Origin of the sequence: Bradyrhizobium sp. JR4.3 (assembly GCF_040547695.1) — a bacterium.
GTDB lineage: Bacteria > Pseudomonadota > Alphaproteobacteria > Rhizobiales > Xanthobacteraceae > Bradyrhizobium > Bradyrhizobium canariense.
The window spans coordinates 119,561-137,252 of record NZ_JBEPQF010000016.1; the positions used below are offsets into that span (position 1 = coordinate 119,561).

The 17,692-nt window shown below is 63.8% G+C and carries 16 protein-coding genes; 7 read left to right on the top strand and 9 right to left on the bottom strand.

Going from position 1 to position 17,692, the window contains the following annotated elements:
- Nucleotides 1-270: 270 nt before the first annotated feature.
- Nucleotides 271-693 carry a nucleoside-diphosphate kinase gene (ndk, locus tag ABIB91_RS24390; RefSeq protein ID WP_007591953.1) on the top strand — a complete coding sequence of 141 codons (423 nt, stop codon included), beginning with the start codon at nt 271-273 and terminating at the stop codon, nt 691-693.
- Between the two features lie 44 nt (nt 694-737).
- Nucleotides 738-1,598, top strand: coding sequence for a TerC family protein (locus ABIB91_RS24395; RefSeq protein WP_007591952.1), 861 nt, complete (start codon nt 738-740; stop codon nt 1,596-1,598).
- A gap of 6 nt (nt 1,599-1,604) precedes the next feature.
- On the opposite strand, the gene ABIB91_RS24400 is transcribed toward ABIB91_RS24395, so the two are convergent.
- From ABIB91_RS24400 to ABIB91_RS24430, 7 genes are all read right to left on the bottom strand, one after another.
- Nucleotides 1,605-1,916: a DUF3240 family protein gene (locus tag ABIB91_RS24400; protein ID WP_354163470.1), complete on the bottom strand. Its 312-nt coding sequence runs from the start codon at nt 1,914-1,916 to the stop codon at nt 1,605-1,607.
- The gene (locus ABIB91_RS24405; RefSeq protein ID WP_354163468.1) at nt 1,916-4,984 is read right to left on the bottom strand and encodes an efflux RND transporter permease subunit; all 3,069 of its coding nucleotides are present in this window, start codon (nt 4,982-4,984) and stop codon (nt 1,916-1,918) included. The genes ABIB91_RS24400 and ABIB91_RS24405 overlap by 1 nt, the downstream gene beginning before the upstream one ends.
- On the bottom strand, nt 4,985-6,118 hold the full coding sequence (locus tag ABIB91_RS24410; RefSeq protein WP_354163466.1) for an efflux RND transporter periplasmic adaptor subunit: 1,134 nt from the start codon (nt 6,116-6,118) through the stop codon (nt 4,985-4,987).
- 261 nt (nt 6,119-6,379) lie between these two features.
- Entirely contained in the window at nt 6,380-7,882 is a 1,503-nt protein-coding gene (gene ppx / locus ABIB91_RS24415) for an exopolyphosphatase (RefSeq protein WP_354163464.1), read from the bottom strand.
- 15 nt (nt 7,883-7,897) lie between these two features.
- The gene (locus tag ABIB91_RS24420) at nt 7,898-10,090 is read right to left on the bottom strand and encodes an RNA degradosome polyphosphate kinase (RefSeq protein WP_354163917.1); all 2,193 of its coding nucleotides are present in this window, start codon (nt 10,088-10,090) and stop codon (nt 7,898-7,900) included.
- A gap of 128 nt (nt 10,091-10,218) precedes the next feature.
- Complete coding sequence (locus tag ABIB91_RS24425) at nt 10,219-10,896, bottom strand: P-loop NTPase family protein (RefSeq protein WP_354163462.1); 678 nt, start codon at nt 10,894-10,896, stop codon at nt 10,219-10,221.
- Between the two features lie 116 nt (nt 10,897-11,012).
- Nucleotides 11,013-11,555 (bottom strand): CDP-alcohol phosphatidyltransferase family protein, encoded by a 543-nt coding sequence (locus ABIB91_RS24430; protein WP_027517558.1) that lies wholly within the window; start codon nt 11,553-11,555, stop codon nt 11,013-11,015.
- Nucleotides 11,556-11,710: 155 nt separating this feature from the next.
- Here ABIB91_RS24430 and purM point away from each other — a divergent pair, with 155 nt between their 5' ends.
- Nucleotides 11,711-12,784, top strand: coding sequence for a phosphoribosylformylglycinamidine cyclo-ligase (purM, locus tag ABIB91_RS24435; RefSeq protein WP_354163460.1), 1,074 nt, complete (start codon nt 11,711-11,713; stop codon nt 12,782-12,784).
- Nucleotides 12,784-13,437 (top strand): phosphoribosylglycinamide formyltransferase, encoded by a 654-nt coding sequence (gene purN, locus ABIB91_RS24440; RefSeq protein WP_354163458.1) that lies wholly within the window; start codon nt 12,784-12,786, stop codon nt 13,435-13,437. The genes purM and purN overlap by 1 nt, the downstream gene beginning before the upstream one ends.
- A gap of 95 nt (nt 13,438-13,532) precedes the next feature.
- On the opposite strand, the gene ABIB91_RS24445 is transcribed toward purN, so the two are convergent.
- Nucleotides 13,533-13,739, bottom strand: coding sequence for a cold-shock protein (locus ABIB91_RS24445; protein ID WP_007591938.1), 207 nt, complete (start codon nt 13,737-13,739; stop codon nt 13,533-13,535).
- A 377-nt stretch (nt 13,740-14,116) separates the two neighbouring features.
- On the opposite strand from ABIB91_RS24445, the gene ABIB91_RS24450 reads away from it, so the two are divergent.
- The gene (locus ABIB91_RS24450) at nt 14,117-15,271 is read left to right on the top strand and encodes an autotransporter outer membrane beta-barrel domain-containing protein (protein ID WP_354163456.1); all 1,155 of its coding nucleotides are present in this window, start codon (nt 14,117-14,119) and stop codon (nt 15,269-15,271) included.
- A 79-nt stretch (nt 15,272-15,350) separates the two neighbouring features.
- Here ABIB91_RS24450 and ABIB91_RS24455 read toward each other — a convergent pair whose 3' ends face one another.
- Nucleotides 15,351-16,391 carry a LysR family transcriptional regulator gene (locus ABIB91_RS24455; protein WP_354163454.1) on the bottom strand — a complete coding sequence of 347 codons (1,041 nt, stop codon included), beginning with the start codon at nt 16,389-16,391 and terminating at the stop codon, nt 15,351-15,353.
- A gap of 71 nt (nt 16,392-16,462) precedes the next feature.
- Between ABIB91_RS24455 and ABIB91_RS24460 the strand changes: the two genes are divergently transcribed.
- Nucleotides 16,463-17,080: a hypothetical protein gene (locus ABIB91_RS24460; protein ID WP_354163452.1), complete on the top strand. Its 618-nt coding sequence runs from the start codon at nt 16,463-16,465 to the stop codon at nt 17,078-17,080.
- The gene (locus ABIB91_RS24465; RefSeq protein ID WP_007591919.1) at nt 17,067-17,687 is read left to right on the top strand and encodes a GNAT family N-acetyltransferase; all 621 of its coding nucleotides are present in this window, start codon (nt 17,067-17,069) and stop codon (nt 17,685-17,687) included. Before ABIB91_RS24460 ends, ABIB91_RS24465 begins: the two co-directional genes overlap by 14 nt.
- Nucleotides 17,688-17,692: the final 5 nt, after the last annotated feature.

Below are 17,692 nucleotides of genomic sequence, written 5' to 3' on the forward strand. Positions count from 1 at the left end.
GATGGAAAGGCCGCCGAAACGGTCCGCCTCGGGAGGAGGCTTTGGTTTCGATGGACCTGAGGTTATCCGAGCGAGGCTGAACCAAACCCTGACGAGGCCTTCAGATTGGGTTCATTTAGGTGAAATCGTCGTAATCCATGTTGGCATTCTGACTCCTGGCCTGCGGCCAAGCGCCCGCGAGGCGGTTTTGGCGGTCGCTTGCCGTATGGCGAAGGCGCCGATATAAGCCCGGCAACTCCGAACCACCGTTTTCTCTTCAAGGACAACATCATGGCCATCGAACGCACCTTCTCGATCATCAAGCCCGACGCCACAGCGCGTAACCTCACCGGTGCGGTTAACGCCGTGATCGAGAAGGCGGGCCTGCGCATCGTCGCGCAGAAGCGCATCCGCATGACCAAGGAACAGGCCGAGACCTTCTATGCGGTCCACAAGGCGCGCCCCTTCTTCGGTGAGCTCGTGGACTTCATGACGTCGGGCCCCGTGGTGGTCCAGGTGCTGGAAGGCGAGGGTGCCGTCTCCAAGTATCGCGACGTGATGGGGGCGACCGATCCGTCCAAGGCGGCTGACGGCACCATCCGCAAGCTCTACGCCAAGTCGATCGGTGAGAACTCCGCGCACGGTTCGGATGCGCCGGAGACCGCCGCGATCGAGATCGCGCAATTCTTCTCGGGCAACGAGATCGTCGGCTGATCCGTCAGCCGATCAGGTAACGAGACGCGGCGAAAGGACGTAGTGTGAACTGGCTCTGGCAGATCTTCGATCCCGCTACGATCGGGGCATTCTTCACCCAGTTCCGCGTTGAGATGGCCGAACCGACCTTCTGGGTCGCGGTCGGCAAGATCATCTGGATCAACATCCTCTTGTCCGGCGACAATGCGCTGGTGATCGCGCTCGCCTGCCGCGGCCTCAAGCCGCGGCATCGGCTGTGGGGCATGATCCTGGGTGCCGGCGCCGCGGTGGTGCTGCGGATCATCTTCACGGGCATCGTCGCGAGCCTGATGGAGCTGCCGTACCTCAAGCTGGTCGGCGGTCTTGCGCTGATCGTGATTGCGGCAAAGCTGCTGGTGCCGGAACAGGAGGACGAGGACGGCGTGGAGTCGGCTTCGCATCTGTGGCAGGCCGTGCAGATCGTCGTCGTCGCCGACATCGTCATGAGCCTGGACAACGTCATTGCGGTGGCCGCGGCCGCCAATGGCAGCGCGCCCTTGCTGGTGCTCGGTCTTGCCATCAGCGTGCCCTTGATCGTCGCCGGCGCGGCGCTGATCATGGCGCTGCTCGCAAAGCTGCCGGTTCTGGTGTGGGCCGGCGCGGCGCTGCTCGGCTGGATTGCGGGCGAGGTGATCGCGACCGATCCCGGCATCGCGCCGAGGCTGCACACGCTGTTCGACGGTCCGTTCGGCGCCTCGCTCGACAACGTGCTCAGCGCCTTGCGCATCCCGCCGCAATTCGCCCATGGCGGCGGAGGCGGCGAATATCTGTGCGCAGCTCTCGGCGTCGTCGTCGTGCTGGCCGTCGGCTCCATCTGGCGCCGGCGCAGCATGAGCGCGGCCGCGCTGGAGTCCTCCGAGCGCCACGCCAAGGCCTCGGCGGAATAGGTTGCTTCAGTCGATCGCGCCGAACTCCGTCACGGGCGTCGTCCAGTAGACGATCTTGGTCCCGGCGAACGGAACTCGCAGTCGGTCGAGCAAGCGGCCAGCATCGCACCTCGCCAGAACGATCTGCACGATGGCCTGATCGGCGTTGCCCTTCACGCGTTCGGCCGCGGTGTGCAATCGGACTTCGGCGCCGTGACCAGCGCCGTGCAATGCGGTGAATCCCGAAACCAGGTCGGTCTGCTCCGTAAGATAGTCGAACACCTCGTCGCATAGTTGGCGAGACAAGATCAGCGTGAGGCAGACCGGCTGGTCGATCATCAGGTCACCTTCGACGTCCCGCCATAGCGGCGATACAGGATCGGCAAGAGAATCAGAGTGAGCAGGGTGGACGACAGGAGCCCTCCGATCACGACAACGGCGAGCGGTCGCTGGACTTCGGATCCTGGACCGGAGGCAAACAGCAGCGGGATCAAGCCAAACGCCGTGATGCTCGCGGTCATCAGCACTGGCCGAAGCCTGCGCATGGCTCCTTCGACGACGATACGATCCTCGCTCAGGCCGCGGGCCCGCAGCTGATTGAAATAAGAGACCAGGACGACGCCATTCAAAACGGCGATGCCGAGCAGCGCGATGAAGCCGACAGAGGCTGGCACCGAAAGATATTCGCCCGTCAGAACCAGTGCGAAGACGCCCCCGATCAGGGCAAAGGGAATGTTGACGAGGACCAGCAAGGCCTGCCGTATGGCGCCGAATGTGGTGAAGAGCAGCAGGAAGATCAGACCGATCGCAACCGGCACCACAATGGAGAGACGTGCGGCGGCACGTTGCTGGTTCTCGAATTGCCCGCCCCAGGTCAGCCGGTAGCCTTCCGGGAGCGGGAGTTCGGCCGCTTTCTGGCGTGCCGCCTCGACGAAGCCCACCATGTCGCGGCCCCGGACGTTGGCGCGGACCACGCTCATCCGCGCGCCGTCTTCGCGGTCGATTTTCACAGGGCCGTCCACTCGTTGGATCCGGGCGACCTGCGACAGCGCCACATGCTGTCCGGAAGCGAGCGTCATTGGCAGGCTCGCCAACAGCGTCGGCGCCTCCCTGGTTGTCTTGCTGCCGCGGATGAGGATCGGCGTGCGGCGTCCCCCCTCGAGCGCGGTACCGATCGTTCGGCCCTCGATCTGCGTGCGGAGCGAGTTCGCTATGGAGTCCCCCGTCAGGCCGAGGCGGCCGGCCTCCATTCGATTGACGGCGACTGTGTAATATTCAGTGCCTTCGTTGAGCGTGGTGTAGACGTCCTCGGCACCATCTATGCCGGACAGAATGCCCGACAGCTTTGCTGCGATTTCGTTCAGTCTGGCGATGTCGGGGCCGAAGATCTTGACTGCGACGTCGCCGCGCACGCCGCTGATCATCTCCTGCACGCGCATGTCGATCGGCTGGGTGAAGCTGAGCGAGATACCGGGAAAGCCGTTCAGAACCTCACGAAGCTTCTGCAGAAGGGTCTCGCGACTGTCGGTCTGTCTCTCGGCGGCCGGCTTAAGCACGAGGAACGTGTCGGTCTGGTTGGGGCCCATGGGATCGAGGCCAAGTTCGTCCGACCCGGTCCGTGCGACGATACCGGCGATATCAGGTACGGCCAGAAGTGCGGTCTGGAGCCTTGCATTGATAGCCAGCGACTCGTCGAGGTTGACGGAAGGAAGCGTCTCTACGCTGACGATGATGTCGCCTTCGTCCATCGTCGGCATGAAGGTCTTGCCGAGCTTTGTATAGCCGAAGCCCGCTACGAGCAGGCCGATCAGCGCTGCAGCGATCACCTTGCGCTCGTTGTCCAGGGCCCAGTCCAGCGCCGGTGCGTAGATCCGCTGTGCCGCCCGAATCAAGAGGGGATCGCGATGTGACGCGGACTTCAGCAGATAGGAGGTCGCGACCGGGATCACGGTGAGCGCCAGCAGCAACGAGCCGGCTAGCGCGAAAATGATTGCCAGTGCGACGGGGATGAATAGCTTCCCTTCCAGTCCCTGCAGGGTCAGCAGTGGTACGAACACGATCATAATGATGAGGACGCCCGAGGCGACGGGTTCCAGGACTTCGCAAACCGAGCGGTAGACCAGGTGGATGAGCGGAGTCGCCTTGCTCGGTTCGTGCTTGCCGAGGTTGCCGACGATGTTCTCGACGACGACAACGAGCGCGTCGATCAACATGCCGATCGCGATCGCAAGTCCGCCCAGGCTCATCAGGTTGGCCGACATTCCCACGACGCGCATGACGATGAGCGCTATGAGAATGGCCAGCGGCAGACTGAGAGCGATCACCAGCGAAGCCCGCCAGTTGCCGAGGAAAAGCAGCAGAAGAACGATGACGAGGACTGTGGCCTCGCCGAGTGCCCGGATCACCGTGCCCACGGCGCGGTTAACCAGGCTGCTGCGGTCATAAAACACGTTTATCGAAACGCCCTTCGGCAGCGAAGGCTGCAGCTCAGCGAGTCGGGCACGTACGTCTCGGACGAGCTGCCCCGCATTGGCACCGCGCAAGCCGAGCACCAGCCCCTCGACGGTTTCGCCGTGCCCGTCCGACGTGACTGCGCCATAGCGGGTCAGCGTCCCGACCTGGACGTTCGCGACGTCTTTGACCAGGATCGGCACTCCCTCGCGCGCGTCAACGACTATGGCCTTGATGTCTTCTGTCGACCGGATGCTGCCTTCAACCCGAACCAAGGCGCTGTCCTCGCCTTGGTTCACCCGTCCGGCGCCATCGTTGCGACTGTTGGCTTCGATCGCCCGACGGAACAGGTCATACGAAATGCCGCGGGCGGCAAGTGCATCATTGCGCGGCACGACCTCGAAGGCACGCACGTAGCCGCCGAGCGCATTGACGTCGGCAACACCGGCGACCGTACGCAGGGCGGGACGGATCACCCAATCGAGCAGGCCTCGGCGTTCGGCGAGCGAGAGTTCGGGACTATCGATCGTGAACATGAACATCTCGCCCAGGGGGCTCGTGATCGGCGCAAGACCGCCGCTCACCCCGTCAGGGAAATCACGCGAGATGCTCGATAGTCGTTCCGACACCTGGTTGCGCGCCCAGTAGATGTCAGTGCCGTCTTCGAAATCGACGGTAATGTCGGCCAATGCATATTTCGTGGTTGAACGAAGAACTTTCTTGTTAGGCAATCCAAGCAGTTCAAGCTCGATAGGGACCGTGATGCGCTGCTCGACCTCTTCGGGGGTAAGGCCCGCCGCCTTCATGATGATCTTCACCTGGACCGGGGAGACGTCGGGAAACGCGTCGATCGGCAGGCTGGGCAGGAGGACGATGCCGGCGGCGACCAGCAGCACCACACCCAGCATCACGAACAGTCGCTGCGAAAGCGCGAACGCGATAAGTCGCCGGAGCATCTACTGTCCCAGTCCCGAGAGAATGCCGCGAAGCGCCGAGATGCCGCCGATCGCGATCTCGTCTTGCTCTGTTACGGGGCCCGACACGACGACATGGTCCTGATCTTCCGCAACCAGTTTGACCGGGACCAGCCGAAAGCCGCCGTCGAACGCGACAAAGACCGACGTTTGTTCGCCCCGCCGCACCAGCCCGCTGTAGGGAATCTCCCAGGCACTTTCGCCGGCGGAGAGAAAGCCGATGCGGGCGGCGGTCGTCTGACCGGGATGCAGCTCTCCGTCGTTGGGTACTTCCGCGCGAACCAGAATGGTTTGGGTAGCGGGGTCGATGGTCTCGGAGACCAGTACGACCTTGCCGGGCTTTGAATAATTCTCAAACTCGACATTGGCACCGGTGCGGATCGCTCGGATATTGGCGGCAGGAACCGCGATTTCGGCCCATAGCGGCGAGAGCCGCGCGAGCTTGACGAGCGGCGTGGATTGTTCGACCCGTTGTCCTGGCGATACCGTGACATCGACCACTGATGCAGGCTGCGGCGCATTGACCGTGAGCGTCCCGCTGATAGCCGCTTCCTGGGCCAGCCGCGAAATTGCCTCATCGGACATCCCGCTTAGATGCAGCATCTGCCGCCGCTCGGCGACGACGAGAGTAGCCTGACGCGCCTCTGCCTGGCTGGTTTCCAACACGCGTTGCGGGACAGCCTTGCCTTCGAACAAATCGACGTTTCGCTTGAGCTGCTGGGTGGCGAGAACTTCCTGTGCGATCGCGTGCAGGTAGTCGCGCTGTTGAGAGACGAAGCTTGGACTTTCCAAGGTGACCAGCGGCTGGCCGGCCGAAACGCGGTCGCCGCGCCCGGCCCAGAGATTGGCGACCATGCCGGACACCGGTGCGCTGACGACCCACAATTGCGGCGTCGGGATCACGATTTGGACGGGATAGGGCAGCGTCAGATCGGTCCGACTCGCGATCGGATGGGTCACGCGCACACCTAGATTCCGCGCCTGCGCATCGCTCAGCTTCAGTTCATCTTGCGCCTTGCACACCGACGGCGAAAAGCTGAACGCGAGCGCAAGCAGGATGCCGGCAGCCAGGGTCCGAGCAGGGCTTGGCAGGAAAATCCCATAGTCGGGTTGCATGGCGGTACCATTCGAAATGCCGTCCTGCACGTTACTTACTGTAGCGCGACGCTGGTGGGTTGATATGCATCAACCGCCCGCTGTTTGCGCGGGATATCGCTGGCTTTGCGCAGCCGGCACTTCCTCTCCAAAAGCAGGTTTCGTCGAACTTCCGGATATCAATGGAAACAGTGGGACGTTGCGTTAAAATGAACTCGCGTCATCGCGAAGTGGATGGTGACGGTGCAAACGCACATCGTCCGCACCTGATCTCACCGCTTTCTACCGCCGCACGATCGACCCGGCGCGACCAATCAGCCGGGCCAGCGCGCGGAAGCGGCTGCCGACGCGATCCGCGACGAGATCGCCGAGGCGGTGCTCGAACACCAGCAACAGCTTGCGGCCCACGCTGCGGAAATGCGTCGCGGGCAAGACGCCCGGACGCGCCGCCGAGATCAGATGCGCAACGCGGAAGGCGGCGCCCAGTAGGCGGGCGCGTTCGAGTTGCGCCGGCGTCAGCAGCTCCTGCATGGCGACCGGCGGCTGGTTCTCCTCGCTGAGCCCCGCATAGCGATAGAACACGGACAGGCCGACGAAGGCGCGCTCGGTGTGGGTGATCGCGCCGAAATTGCCGTTGACGACGAGGCTCAGCGTCTGCTCGCCGCGATGGTCGGGATGCACGCGCCAGCCGATGTCGGACAACAGGCACGCGGCGTGGCGCAGACGGCGGTCCTCCTCGGTCTCGCGCAGCTTCACCACGCGCGCGAGGCGGTCGGTCCAGGCGATCAACTCGCGCGCGTGCTTTGCCGAACGAGACAGCAGCTGGTTCAGCTCCTCGGCCGCGCAGATCAGTCCGTCCTTGTTGCGTTCGGACTCCGGCAGCTTCTCGTGCAGCAGGCCCTCGCGCACGCCGAAGGTCGAGAACACGATGGTCTTCGGCTTCGCCACCCGGATGATGTGCTCGAGCACCAGTGCCGCATAGGTGAGGAGCGGGCGCCGGGCGTCGGCGACGATCTCGATGTCTGCAAGCATGCCGGCGGCCGCAAGCCGGCGGAGACGTCGGGAAAAATCGAGCGCCTCGGCAGCCGAAATCGAATAGCCGTGCATCACCTGGAGCGGGTAGCCGCTCTGGATGATGTGGATGCGCGCCAGCGCGCGCCAGGTACCGCCGACGGCGTAGAAGCTGCGGCCGCTCCCGGCCTTGAGCTGCGGCACCCCGTCGAGCGCTTCGCGCACGATGCGGTCGGCGCGTTTCAGGGATTTATGTGCGAGGTCCTGCAGCGCGAGCCCGCCGAGCGGCAGCGTCACGCCGCTGCGCACGGTGTTTTTGCGCACGTCGATCAGTTCGAGCGAACCGCCGCCGAGGTCACCGACGATACCGTCGGGATGATGGATGCCGGAGATCACGCCAAGCGCCGACAGCCGCGCCTCGCGCGGGCCCGACAGGATCTCGATCTTCACCGCGCAGATGCGCTCGGCTTTGGCGATGAAGTCGGGGCCGTTGGAGGCGTCGCGGCAGGCGGCGGTCGCAATCGCAAACACCCGTCCGACCTGCATCACCCGGCACAGCGCACGGAAGCGCTTGAGCGAGGTCAGCGCCTTGTCGACGGCGTCGGGCGCAAGCAGGCCCGTGCTCTGCACCTCGCGCCCAAGCCCGCACAGCGTCTTCTCGTTGAAGATGGGAATGAGGCTCCGCGTCAGTCCCTCGTAGACGACGAGACGGACCGAGTTGGAGCCGATGTCGATGACCGCGACGCTCGAGCCGCGCTTGCGCGGCCGCTTCACGTCGACGATCCCGGATCAGGATTGATGACGTTCATTACGGCGCGTGAGGCGGCGCGGCGAGGATTCCTTGAGCGACTTACCACGGCCAGACAGACTCGGATTGGTCATGAAGTAGTTGTGGACGTTGAAAGGCTCCTCGCCCTTCGCGGTCTTCATACGCGTTGAGGACCCGTCCGGCAACAATTGCCAGCTCTGTTCATTGTCCTTGAGATTGGCGACCATGATCTGTTCGAGAACCTGCTGATGCACCGTGGGATTTTGCAGCGGACACAGCACCTCGACGCGGCGGTCGAGATTGCGCGGCATCATGTCGGCCGAGGAGATATACACAGCCGCTTTCGCGCTCGGCAGGCCCTGGCCCATGCCGAAGCAGTAAATTCGGCCGTGTTCGAGGAATCGTCCGATGATCGACTTGACGCGGATGTTCTCCGACAGGCCGGGAATACCGGGCCGCAGGCAGCAGATACCGCGCACCACAAGCTCGACCTGCACGCCGGCCTGTGAGGCCTCGTAGAGCGCGTCGATAATGTCGGGGTCGACCAGCGCGTTCATCTTCATCCAGACCGCACCGGGCCGGCCGTGGCGCGCATGCGCGGTCTCGCCCTGGATGTGCTCGATGATGCGCTTGCGCAAGGTCAGCGGCGAGACCGCCATCTTTTCAAGATCGCTCGGCGCGGCATAGCCGGTGATGAAGTTGAACACGCGGGCGGCATCGCGGCCGATGGTCGGGTCCGAGGTGAAGTAGGAGAGGTCGGTGTAGATGCGCGCGGTCACCGGATGATAATTGCCGGTGCCGGTGTGGACGTAAGTCGTGAGGCTGCCGCCTTCACGGCGCACCACCATCGACAATTTCGCGTGGGTCTTCAGTTCGAGGAAGCCGTAGACGACCTGCACGCCGGCGCGTTCGAGGTCGCGCGCCCAGCGGATGTTGGCCTCCTCGTCGAAGCGGGCCTTCAGCTCGATCAGCGCGGTGACGGATTTGCCGGCTTCTGCAGCTTCCACGAGCGCGCGCACGATCGGCGAGTTGCTCGAGGTGCGGTAGAGTGTCTGCTTGATGGCGACGACGTCGGGGTCGCGCGTCGCCTGCTGGAGAAACTGCACCACGACGTCGAAGGATTCATAGGGGTGATGAACGACGAGATCCTTCTGCCGGATCGCAGCGAAGATGTCGCCGCCTTGCTCGCGCACGCGCTCGGGATGGCGGGGCACGTAAGGGGTGAATTCCAGATCGGGCCGGTCGAGGCGGGTGAGCTGCGAGAGCTCGTTCATGGCGAGCACGCCATCGACCAAAAACACCTCGTCGTCGGCGGTCGACAGCGCGTGCTGTACGAAGCTGCGCAGCTGCTCCGGCATCTTGGCATCGATCTCGAGCCGGATCACCGAGCCGCGGCGGCGGCGCTTCAGCGCGGTCTCGAACAAGCGGACGAGATCCTCGGCCTCTTCCTCGATTTCGAGTTCGGAGTCGCGGATGACACGGAAGGCGCCCTGGCCGTGAAGATTGTAGCCGGGGAACAGGCGGTTGATGAATAGCGCGGTGGCCTGCTCCAGCGAGATCAGCCGGACGACCTTGCCCTCGGCCGGCAGGCGGATGAAGCGGTCGATCTTGCCGGGCATGCGGATCAGCGCGTTCATCTGCTTGCCGTCGGCGGCGCGCGTGAGCTGGAGCGCGATGGTGAAGCCGAGGCTCGGAATGAACGGGAAGGGGTGGGCCGGGTCGATCGCGAGCGGTGTCAGCAGCGGGAACACGTTGCTGAGGAAGTAGTCCTCGACCCAGGTTCGTTCCGCTTTGGTGACTTCCTTGCCCTCGACCAGCACGATGCCCTCGTCGGCGAGCGTGCCGCGCAGGTCGCGCCAGATTGCCTGCTGGTCGGAGGCAAGCTGCGAGACGGTCCGGTTGATCAGTGCGAGCTGCTCGGACGGGGTCAGACCGTCGGGGCTGCGCTCGGCAATGCCTTCGCGCACCTGGGCCTTGATGCCGGCAACGCGGACCATGAAGAACTCGTCGAGGTTATTCGCTGAAATCGACAGGAATCGCACCCGCTCCAGCATGGGGTGGCTGGGATTGACCGATTCCTCCAGGACGCGGCGGTTGAAGTGCAGCCAGGAGAGCTCGCGATTGATGAACCGCTCGGGGCTCGATGCGATCGCCGGCGGGCCTTCGGCTTCCGGGGTTTTCTCTTTAACTTCAACAGCTTGCGCAGAATCCATCAGAAGTCGATCCATCCAGTTCGCCCCAATTTGCGACTTACGCGCAAAACCCGCGGGAGCATGTGTTAGAGCGATGACGTTTCGATGACATTGATGTTCCGCGGCCCGGCCGCGTCAAGCCGCCTTGGTCAGACATCCCGGAGCAGCTCGGCCGCCAGGGCCCGGGTGACGGGGCGGCCGAGGCGCAGGGCCTCGCTGTCCAGCAGGTCCACAGCCCGTCGGGCGGCGGCCGAGGACCGCTCCAGGCGAGTGGCGAGGTAGCTGACCACGCTCTCGTCCATGGCGAGCTGGCGGTCGGCGCAGAATTTGACGATCAGGCCGCGGAAGAGCTGGTCGTCAGGCGGCAGCAGCGAGATAACGGGGACAGCGCGGAGCCGCGAGCGCAGGTCGGCGAGCTCGATCTCGAGAGAGGCGGGCGCCTCGCGTCCGGTGAAGAGGACGTAGGCGCCGTCCTCGCGGGCCAGATTCATCAGATGGAACAGGGCGCGCTCATCGAATTCCCTCGCCTTGGGATCCTCGACCACCAGCGCGCCGGTGGCGAGCGCAGCCGGGACGGCTTCGGCGGTCAGCCCATTGGCCGTGGTCGAGCGGGCGCCTGAGGCCTCGGCCCAGATCGCGGCGAGATGGCTCTTGCCGCTTCCTTCCGGGCCGGCCAGCCACATGATCCGGTTCGGCCATTCCGGCCAGGCGTCGATGAGGGCAAGACCGGCGGCGTTGACGGGGCCTTCGAGGAAATTGTCCCGGCTCAGGCTCTCCGCATGCGGAAGCGAAAACGCCAATTGTCGGGGATGAACGCGGCCTGGCACGCTTGCTTTGCTCCGTGCCGGCATATGCCGGCTTGGTTTGAAGAGATGCGACTTAATCGAACGGGAGTTGGCCTTTGCGGGGCCGCTTCCCAACTCATTTGGCCTCGATCGTGCTGCTACTTGGCCTCGATCGTGCTCATGTGCCGCAACCATTCGACGAGATAGAGCGACACGGAGGAGAGCGTGAAGATCGTGACGAGGCCCATCAGGATTATATCATAAGGACCGGCTTTGAAGCCGAAGGCGAGGGCGGCCAGCACCAGCGCTGCGAACGCCACCTGGGCCACAGTGTTGAGCTTGGATACCTTCGAGGGCTTCATCTCCACAGGGCGGTCGAACAGCCACGATATGATCACGGCGGCGACGATCATGATGTCGCGCGAGACCACCAGGATGACGATCCAGCGCGGAATCGCGCCCCAGATGCCCAAGGCCATGTAGATCGAGACCAGCAGCGCCTTGTCGGCGAGCGGGTCGAGCAAGGCGCCGAGCTCGCTCGTCATGTTGAAGCGCTTGGCAAGGAAGCCGTCGACCGCGTCGCTGATACCGGCGATCAGGAAGACGGCGAACGCCACCTCCATTTGGCTCGACACGATGGCCCAGACGATGATCGGGACCAGCATGATGCGGCCCAAAGTAATGATGTTCGGTATACTCACACGGCGCTTCCCGGCACCCGGCCTGACCTCGAATTCGGCCCTTTGCAGGCTGAACCGGTTGATATCTCTACATAGTATACGGCGGCGCGCCATGCGAGCCATTGCGCGTCCCCGGAATTCGACGTAACCAGCCGCAAACCCACTGGAAATCGGGCATGACCGACCGCAAAAACGGCCTCACTTACGCCGATTCAGGCGTCGATATCGATGCGGGCAACCGCTTGGTCGACCTGATCAAGCCGATGGTGCGCGCCACCGCACGGCCCGGCGCCGACGCCGAAATCGGGGGATTCGGCGGCCTGTTCGATCTCAAGGCAGCCGGTTTTAAGGATCCCATCCTGGTGGCCGCGACCGATGGCGTCGGCACCAAGGTCAAGATCGCGATCGAGACCGGCCTGCATGGCGGGATCGGCATCGACCTCGTCGCCATGAGCGTCAACGACCTCGTGGTGCAGGGCGCCGAGCCGCTGTTCTTCCTGGACTATTTTGCCTGCGGCAAGCTCGATCCGGAGGCGACCGCGTCGATTGTCGCCGGCGTCGCCGAAGGCTGCCGCGAATCCGGCTGCGCCCTGATCGGCGGCGAGACGGCCGAGATGCCCGGCCTCTACAGGGACGGCGACTACGACCTCGGCGGCTTTGCCGTCGGCGCCGCGGAGCGGGGCACGCTCTTGCCGCGCAAGGACATCGCCGCCGGCGATGCCGTGATCGGGCTCGCCTCGTCGGGCGTGCACTCCAATGGTTTCTCGCTGGTGCGCAAGATCGTGGAACAATCCGGCCTCGGCTTCGGGGCGCAGGCGCCGTTTGCGCCCGTCATGACGCTCGGCGGCGCGTTGCTGACGCCGACGCGTCTCTACGTCAAATCCTGCCTGCGCGCGATCCGCGAGACCGGCGCGGTGAAGGGGCTTGCCCACATCACCGGAGGCGGCTTCACCGACAACATTCCGCGCGTGCTGCCGAAGCATCTCGGCGTCGGTATCGATCTGGCGCGCCTGCCGGTACTGCCGGTGTTCAAATGGCTGGCCGCGCAGGCCGGCATCGCCGAGCTCGAAATGCTGCGGACCTTCAATTGTGGGATCGGCATGATCGCGATCGTCGAGCCGGACAAGGTCGAAGAGGTCGTGGAGGTCTTCGCCGACGCCGGTGAGACCGTGGCACAGCTCGGTACCGTGATCCCCGCCGAGGGCGAGCATCGCGTCGTCTATAACGGCCATCTCGATCTGGCGCTGTGATGAAACGCCGCGTCGCCATCCTGATTTCCGGCCGTGGCTCCAACATGGCTGCGCTGATCAAGGGCGCGGCCGCGCCGGATTTTCCGGCGGAGATTTCGCTCGTCATCTCGAACAAGGCCGATGCGCAGGGGTTGGAAAGGGCCAAAGCGAGCGGCGTGAAGACGCTGGTGATCGAAAGCAAGTCGTTCGGCAAGGACCGCGCCGGCTTCGAGAAGGTGCTGCAAGCAGCGCTCGATCAGCACGGCATCGAGCTGATTTGCCTCGGCGGCTTTATGCGCCTGTTCACGGCCGAATTCACCAAGGCCTGGTACGGGCGGATGCTCAACATCCATCCCTCGCTGCTGCCATCGTTCCCCGGTCTCGACCCGCACGGCCAGGCGTTGCGCGCCGGCGTCAAGCTGTCCGGAGCGACAGTGCACTTCGTGATCCCCGAGACCGACGCCGGTCCAATCGTGATGCAGGGCGCCGTTCCCGTCAGCGACCACGACACGGCGGACACGCTGTCGGAGCGTATCCTCGAAGTCGAGCACCGCATCTATCCCGCAGCACTGAGCCTGCTCGCGACGGGCAAGGTCCGGATCGAGGGCGATGTGTGCAAGACCGCGGGCAGCGGGCCGTCGGAGAACTTTCTGGTTGCGCCGTTGGTGCGGTGAAGCGCCGTCGCACTCGGAATACTTTCATCCCAAACAAAAACCCCCGGCAGAGCCGGGGGCAACGTCATGATCTCTTGCGCAGACCGCGAGAGCAATCAGGAAACCTTGAGGTTCTCCGCGGATGCCTTGCCGCGGTTCTCCACGAGGTCGTATTCGACCACTTGATTTTCATTGAGGGTCGAGAGTCCGGCGCGCTCGACGGCGGAGATGTGGACGAAGACGTCCTTATCACTGCCGTTCGGCTTGATGAACCCATAGCCCTTGGTCGGGTTGAACCATTTGACGGTGCCCTTTTGCGGCATCCTCAGTCTCCTCCGCTAGATACAAAAACGACGCGGCCGCTTTTCGCGTGCCACGCCACAAACGGGCCTCCGGTAGTCTGTTCGAGTCTTGAGTTCAATGTCGCGAAACGCACAGTCGAGCGGCCAATTCCGATTGTGTCCGATATTGCAACATGAAAATCGCCCGTTAGCAAGCCGCGCGCGAATTTCAAGAGCCCGACCGGAGCGCCCGTCCGCAATTTGCGACCTGTGGCCGCGGAACCACAATCGGAAGCAATGCCTTTGCCTGGACGCGCCAGCCGGTTGACCCTCAGTAACAGTTCGGCACAAATCGCGGCACGCGTGCGCCGCTCCTGTTGCATTTTTGCGCGCCGCCCTTTGCTTCGGGATTTGTCGCCATGTGCTGCACGTCGCAGCCCTCAGAGACACGGCAGGCGATCAGGCTGAACCGCGTCCGTTGGATCGCGGCTGCCGTGGCGTTTGCGCTCATCATGGTACTGTCGACGACATCAGGCTTTGCGCAAAGTCCGACGCCTACGCCTACGCCGACCCCGACACCCACGCCGTCACCGACGCCGATTCCGATGCCGACCGCGACCAATTACGACCAGTCGGCCGGCAACAGCGCGCTCAATCTCGGCTCGAATTTCCTGGAGCGGCTCGGCAGCCAGGCTTCTGGCGGCGTCAACCGGGCGTTCCGGACCAATCCCGGCGGCGGCGGTGCATCGGCGGGCGCGGAAGATCCGCGCTACCGCACCTGGTTCGAGGGTTACGGCATCTCGGTCCGGACGGATGCACAAGGAGACTTTGTCGGCGACAAGCGGAAGACGTTTGGCGGTGTCGCAGGCCTTGGCGCGCGGCTCGCGCCGGGTGTCAATCTCGGCTTCTCCGTCGACCAGAGCCACACCGACATCGACGTGCCGCTCGCACTTCAGTCCGCGACGCTGGACCTGACGCAACTCGGCTTCAGCGGCTCGGTCGACAAGGGTCCCTGGACCTGGGCGTTCGCGGTGGTGCACGGCTTCGGCAAGGTCCGCTCCAGCCGGGACACCGGCCTGGGACTTGCGACCGCGGGTTATCGCGCCGCAGTCGACGGCGCGCTGACCGAGATCAGCTATTACTGGACCAAGGATCAGATGCGCATCGTGCCCAAGGGTGCACTGGAATATGTCCGCGCCACCAGCGTCGCGTTCCAGGAGGTTGGCGGCCTCGATCCACTCAATGTCGGCTCGACTGCGCTCTCGCGCGCGCGCGTCATGATCGGAGCCGAGATTGGACGCTACTTCATCTTCGACCAGAAGATCCTGGACCTGTCCGCCTACGGCAAGTTCGTCGACAATTTCCATCAGAACCTGGGATCGGTGCAAGTCAGCCTCGGGAGTCAGAGCATCGTCGTGCCCGGCATCGGCGAGAGCCGCTACGGCACGGATGCCGGCGCCTCGGCCTCGCTCAGCCTGACCAACACGGCGCGGCTCTACGTCAATTACGACGGCAAGTTCCGCAACGAGCTGACGTCGCACCAGGGCACGGTCGGCTTCGAATATCGGTGGTGAGGCGAAGCCTGCCCGCGTCGGCCCAGAGGAGGATCCGGAAAACTGCGACGCGGTTTTACGAAAGGATCATGCTCGAGTTTTAAGTCGGCATTGCCGCGACATAGCCCGTCAATCCAAAACCCTCGCGCGCGGCCGTCATCATCGGCGCCAGCGCGTTCGGGTGGATGAACTCGTCGCGGAAACAGGGGTGGGCCTTGGGATCGAAGATTTTCTTCAGCCAATCGACCACGATCTTGTGGCGCTCGGAGGCGCGGAACTCCTTGTGATAGGTAAGCCAGAGATCGGCGTGGTGGCTGACGCCGAGATCGACGGCGACGAGCGGGGCGCCGAGCGCGATCGAGACCGTCGGCAGGAATCCGATGCCGGCGCCGCGCTCCACCGCGTAGAGCACGCCGACCGAGGAATTGGTCTTGATCCCGACGATGCCCTCGAGCGACTTAAGTCCGAGCACGCGGGCATAAGCGCCGTCGTCGACCTGCGGAGCGCTCTGCTTGATGATGCGGTGGTTCTTCAGCTCGGCCAGGCTCGCCGGCACGCCGTAGAGGTTTTCGTACTCCTTGGACACGAAGGGATAGATGTGCAGCCGGCCGAGCTTGGCGACGATCAGATCGGGATTGGTCGGCGGCTCGAGCTGGATCGCAATATCGGATTCGAGCCGCGCGACGTCGGCCTGTTCCATCGCGCAGCGCAGGTCGACGGTGATCTTGCGATAGGTCTTCTGGAAGTCGATCAGTCGCGGCAGGATCCAGAAATTGCCGGGACCTTCGGTCACCGCGACCCGCACGGTGCCTGACATGTCGTTCGACGATCGCGAGGCTCGCCGGAACACGTTGAAGGCATGACGCTCCATATGCGCCACGTCGGCGATCATCGCGCTGCCTTCGTCGCTGAGCGTGAGCCCGCTCTGGTCGCGCAGGAACAGCTTGCAGTCGATGCTCTCTTCGAGCCGGTCGATCCTGCGCATCAAGGTGGTGGAGGTGAGCCCGAGCTCCTCGGCGGCGTTGCGGAAACTTTTATATTTTGCGCAAGCTAAAAACAGTTTCAAATCGTCCCAGGACATGTCCAGGGCTTCTTCACGGTGCTGCATTATCGCAGCACCCCGGTGCAATAACTGCTGCATACGCCTGATCCCCAGCCGCTAAGCTCTTGGTCATAGCGGGGCACGAAAGCCGCGAACGATAGAGGGGTGACATGGGTATGGAAAGGGGCTCGTTTGCCGCAAGGCATGATTTCGACGCGCTGCCGCTCAGTCCGGATGTCGACGTCCGTCGTGCCGAATTTTCCGAAATCGCCGCGCTTTCGCAGCTGGCGCACCGGCTGGTGCCGGGCGTTCGGATCGGGGCGACTGAGCTTGCAAAATATTTCGCCTTCGATCCCGAGAGCATCCTGACTTTCAGCCGGAAGGGCAAGCTCGTCGGCGGCATGGCCTTCCTGTTTCTCAACGATCGCGGGCATGATGCGCTGCTGCTCGACGAGATCTGCCTCACCGCGCCCGAGACGTGCCATCTCGCGTCCGCGAAGGAAGACGTTTCCGCCATCTACATCTGGGCGATCGCGGCGACGGGGCGCGGCGTCGCCGGTCTCGGCAAGGCCGCGGCTCATCTTAGACAGCTAAGGTTTCGCAACGCGGATTGCTATGCGCAGCCGTCAACCGTGGCCGGACGCGATATCATGAAGGCGACAGGCTTCGAGCCTGTTCCAAGCTTCCAACCCGACCTCTGGTGCTACGAGCGGCCCTGGCATCGGCAGCCGATGCGCATGCCGGGCGCGATCATCCAAGCAAGGAGTTTTGCAGATGCACGGTACTAGGATTCCTCTCGCGAAGCCCGATTCCCGCGCCATCACCATTCGCCTCGCACGCGATCTCAGCGATCTCATGCTGGTCACCTCGATCCGCTCAGCCGTCTATCTCGCCGAGCAGGATTGCCCGTTCGACGAGGAGTTCGACGGGAACGACATGGTCGCCGCGCATTTCATCGGCTATGTCGGCAACGAGCCTGCGGGCTGTCTACGGGTGCGGTTCTTCGGCGATTTCGCCAAGGTGGAACGGCTTGCGGTGCGGCACCAATATCGGCGCTCGCGGGTCTCATTCAAGCTGGTACAGGCGAGCGTCGACTATGTGAAGCGCAAGGGCTTTCGCAAGATCTACGGCCAGGCGCAGGACCGGCTGGTCGATTTCTGGGCTCATTTCGGGGCCAAGCCGCTCGGTCACAATCGCAAGATCACCTTTTCCGACTTCTCCTACACGGAAATGCTGCTGGAGATCGAACCGGGCCCGGATGCCATTACGCTGGACAGCGATCCGTACGTGATCATCCGCCCCGAGGGCGATTGGGACCGGCCGGGCGTGCTCGACGCCTCGGCAGGACGGGCCGTGACGTCGCCGCTGCGGGACGTCGCGCTCGCTGGCCGTTGAAACTG

What these genes read in the sequence shown, in the direction of transcription:
- ndk (WP_007591953.1), top strand. Translation starts at nt 271, where the DNA reads ATGGCCATCGAACGCACCTTCTCGATCATCAAGCCCGACGCCACAGCG.
- ABIB91_RS24400 (WP_354163470.1), bottom strand. Translation starts at nt 1,916, where the DNA reads ATGATCGACCAGCCGGTCTGCCTCACGCTGATCTTGTCTCGCCAACTA.
- ABIB91_RS24405 (WP_354163468.1), bottom strand. Translation starts at nt 4,984, where the DNA reads ATGCTCCGGCGACTTATCGCGTTCGCGCTTTCGCAGCGACTGTTCGTG.
- ABIB91_RS24410 (WP_354163466.1), bottom strand. Translation starts at nt 6,118, where the DNA reads ATGCAACCCGACTATGGGATTTTCCTGCCAAGCCCTGCTCGGACCCTG.
- ABIB91_RS24420 (WP_354163917.1), bottom strand. Translation starts at nt 10,090, where the DNA reads ATGGATTCTGCGCAAGCTGTTGAAGTTAAAGAGAAAACCCCGGAAGCC.
- purM (WP_354163460.1), top strand. Translation starts at nt 11,711, where the DNA reads ATGACCGACCGCAAAAACGGCCTCACTTACGCCGATTCAGGCGTCGAT.
- purN (WP_354163458.1), top strand. Translation starts at nt 12,784, where the DNA reads ATGAAACGCCGCGTCGCCATCCTGATTTCCGGCCGTGGCTCCAACATG.
- ABIB91_RS24445 (WP_007591938.1), bottom strand. Translation starts at nt 13,739, where the DNA reads ATGCCGCAAAAGGGCACCGTCAAATGGTTCAACCCGACCAAGGGCTAT.
- ABIB91_RS24450 (WP_354163456.1), top strand. Translation starts at nt 14,117, where the DNA reads ATGTGCTGCACGTCGCAGCCCTCAGAGACACGGCAGGCGATCAGGCTG.
- ABIB91_RS24455 (WP_354163454.1), bottom strand. Translation starts at nt 16,391, where the DNA reads ATGCAGCAGTTATTGCACCGGGGTGCTGCGATAATGCAGCACCGTGAA.
- ABIB91_RS24460 (WP_354163452.1), top strand. Translation starts at nt 16,463, where the DNA reads ATGGGTATGGAAAGGGGCTCGTTTGCCGCAAGGCATGATTTCGACGCG.
- ABIB91_RS24465 (WP_007591919.1), top strand. Translation starts at nt 17,067, where the DNA reads ATGCACGGTACTAGGATTCCTCTCGCGAAGCCCGATTCCCGCGCCATC.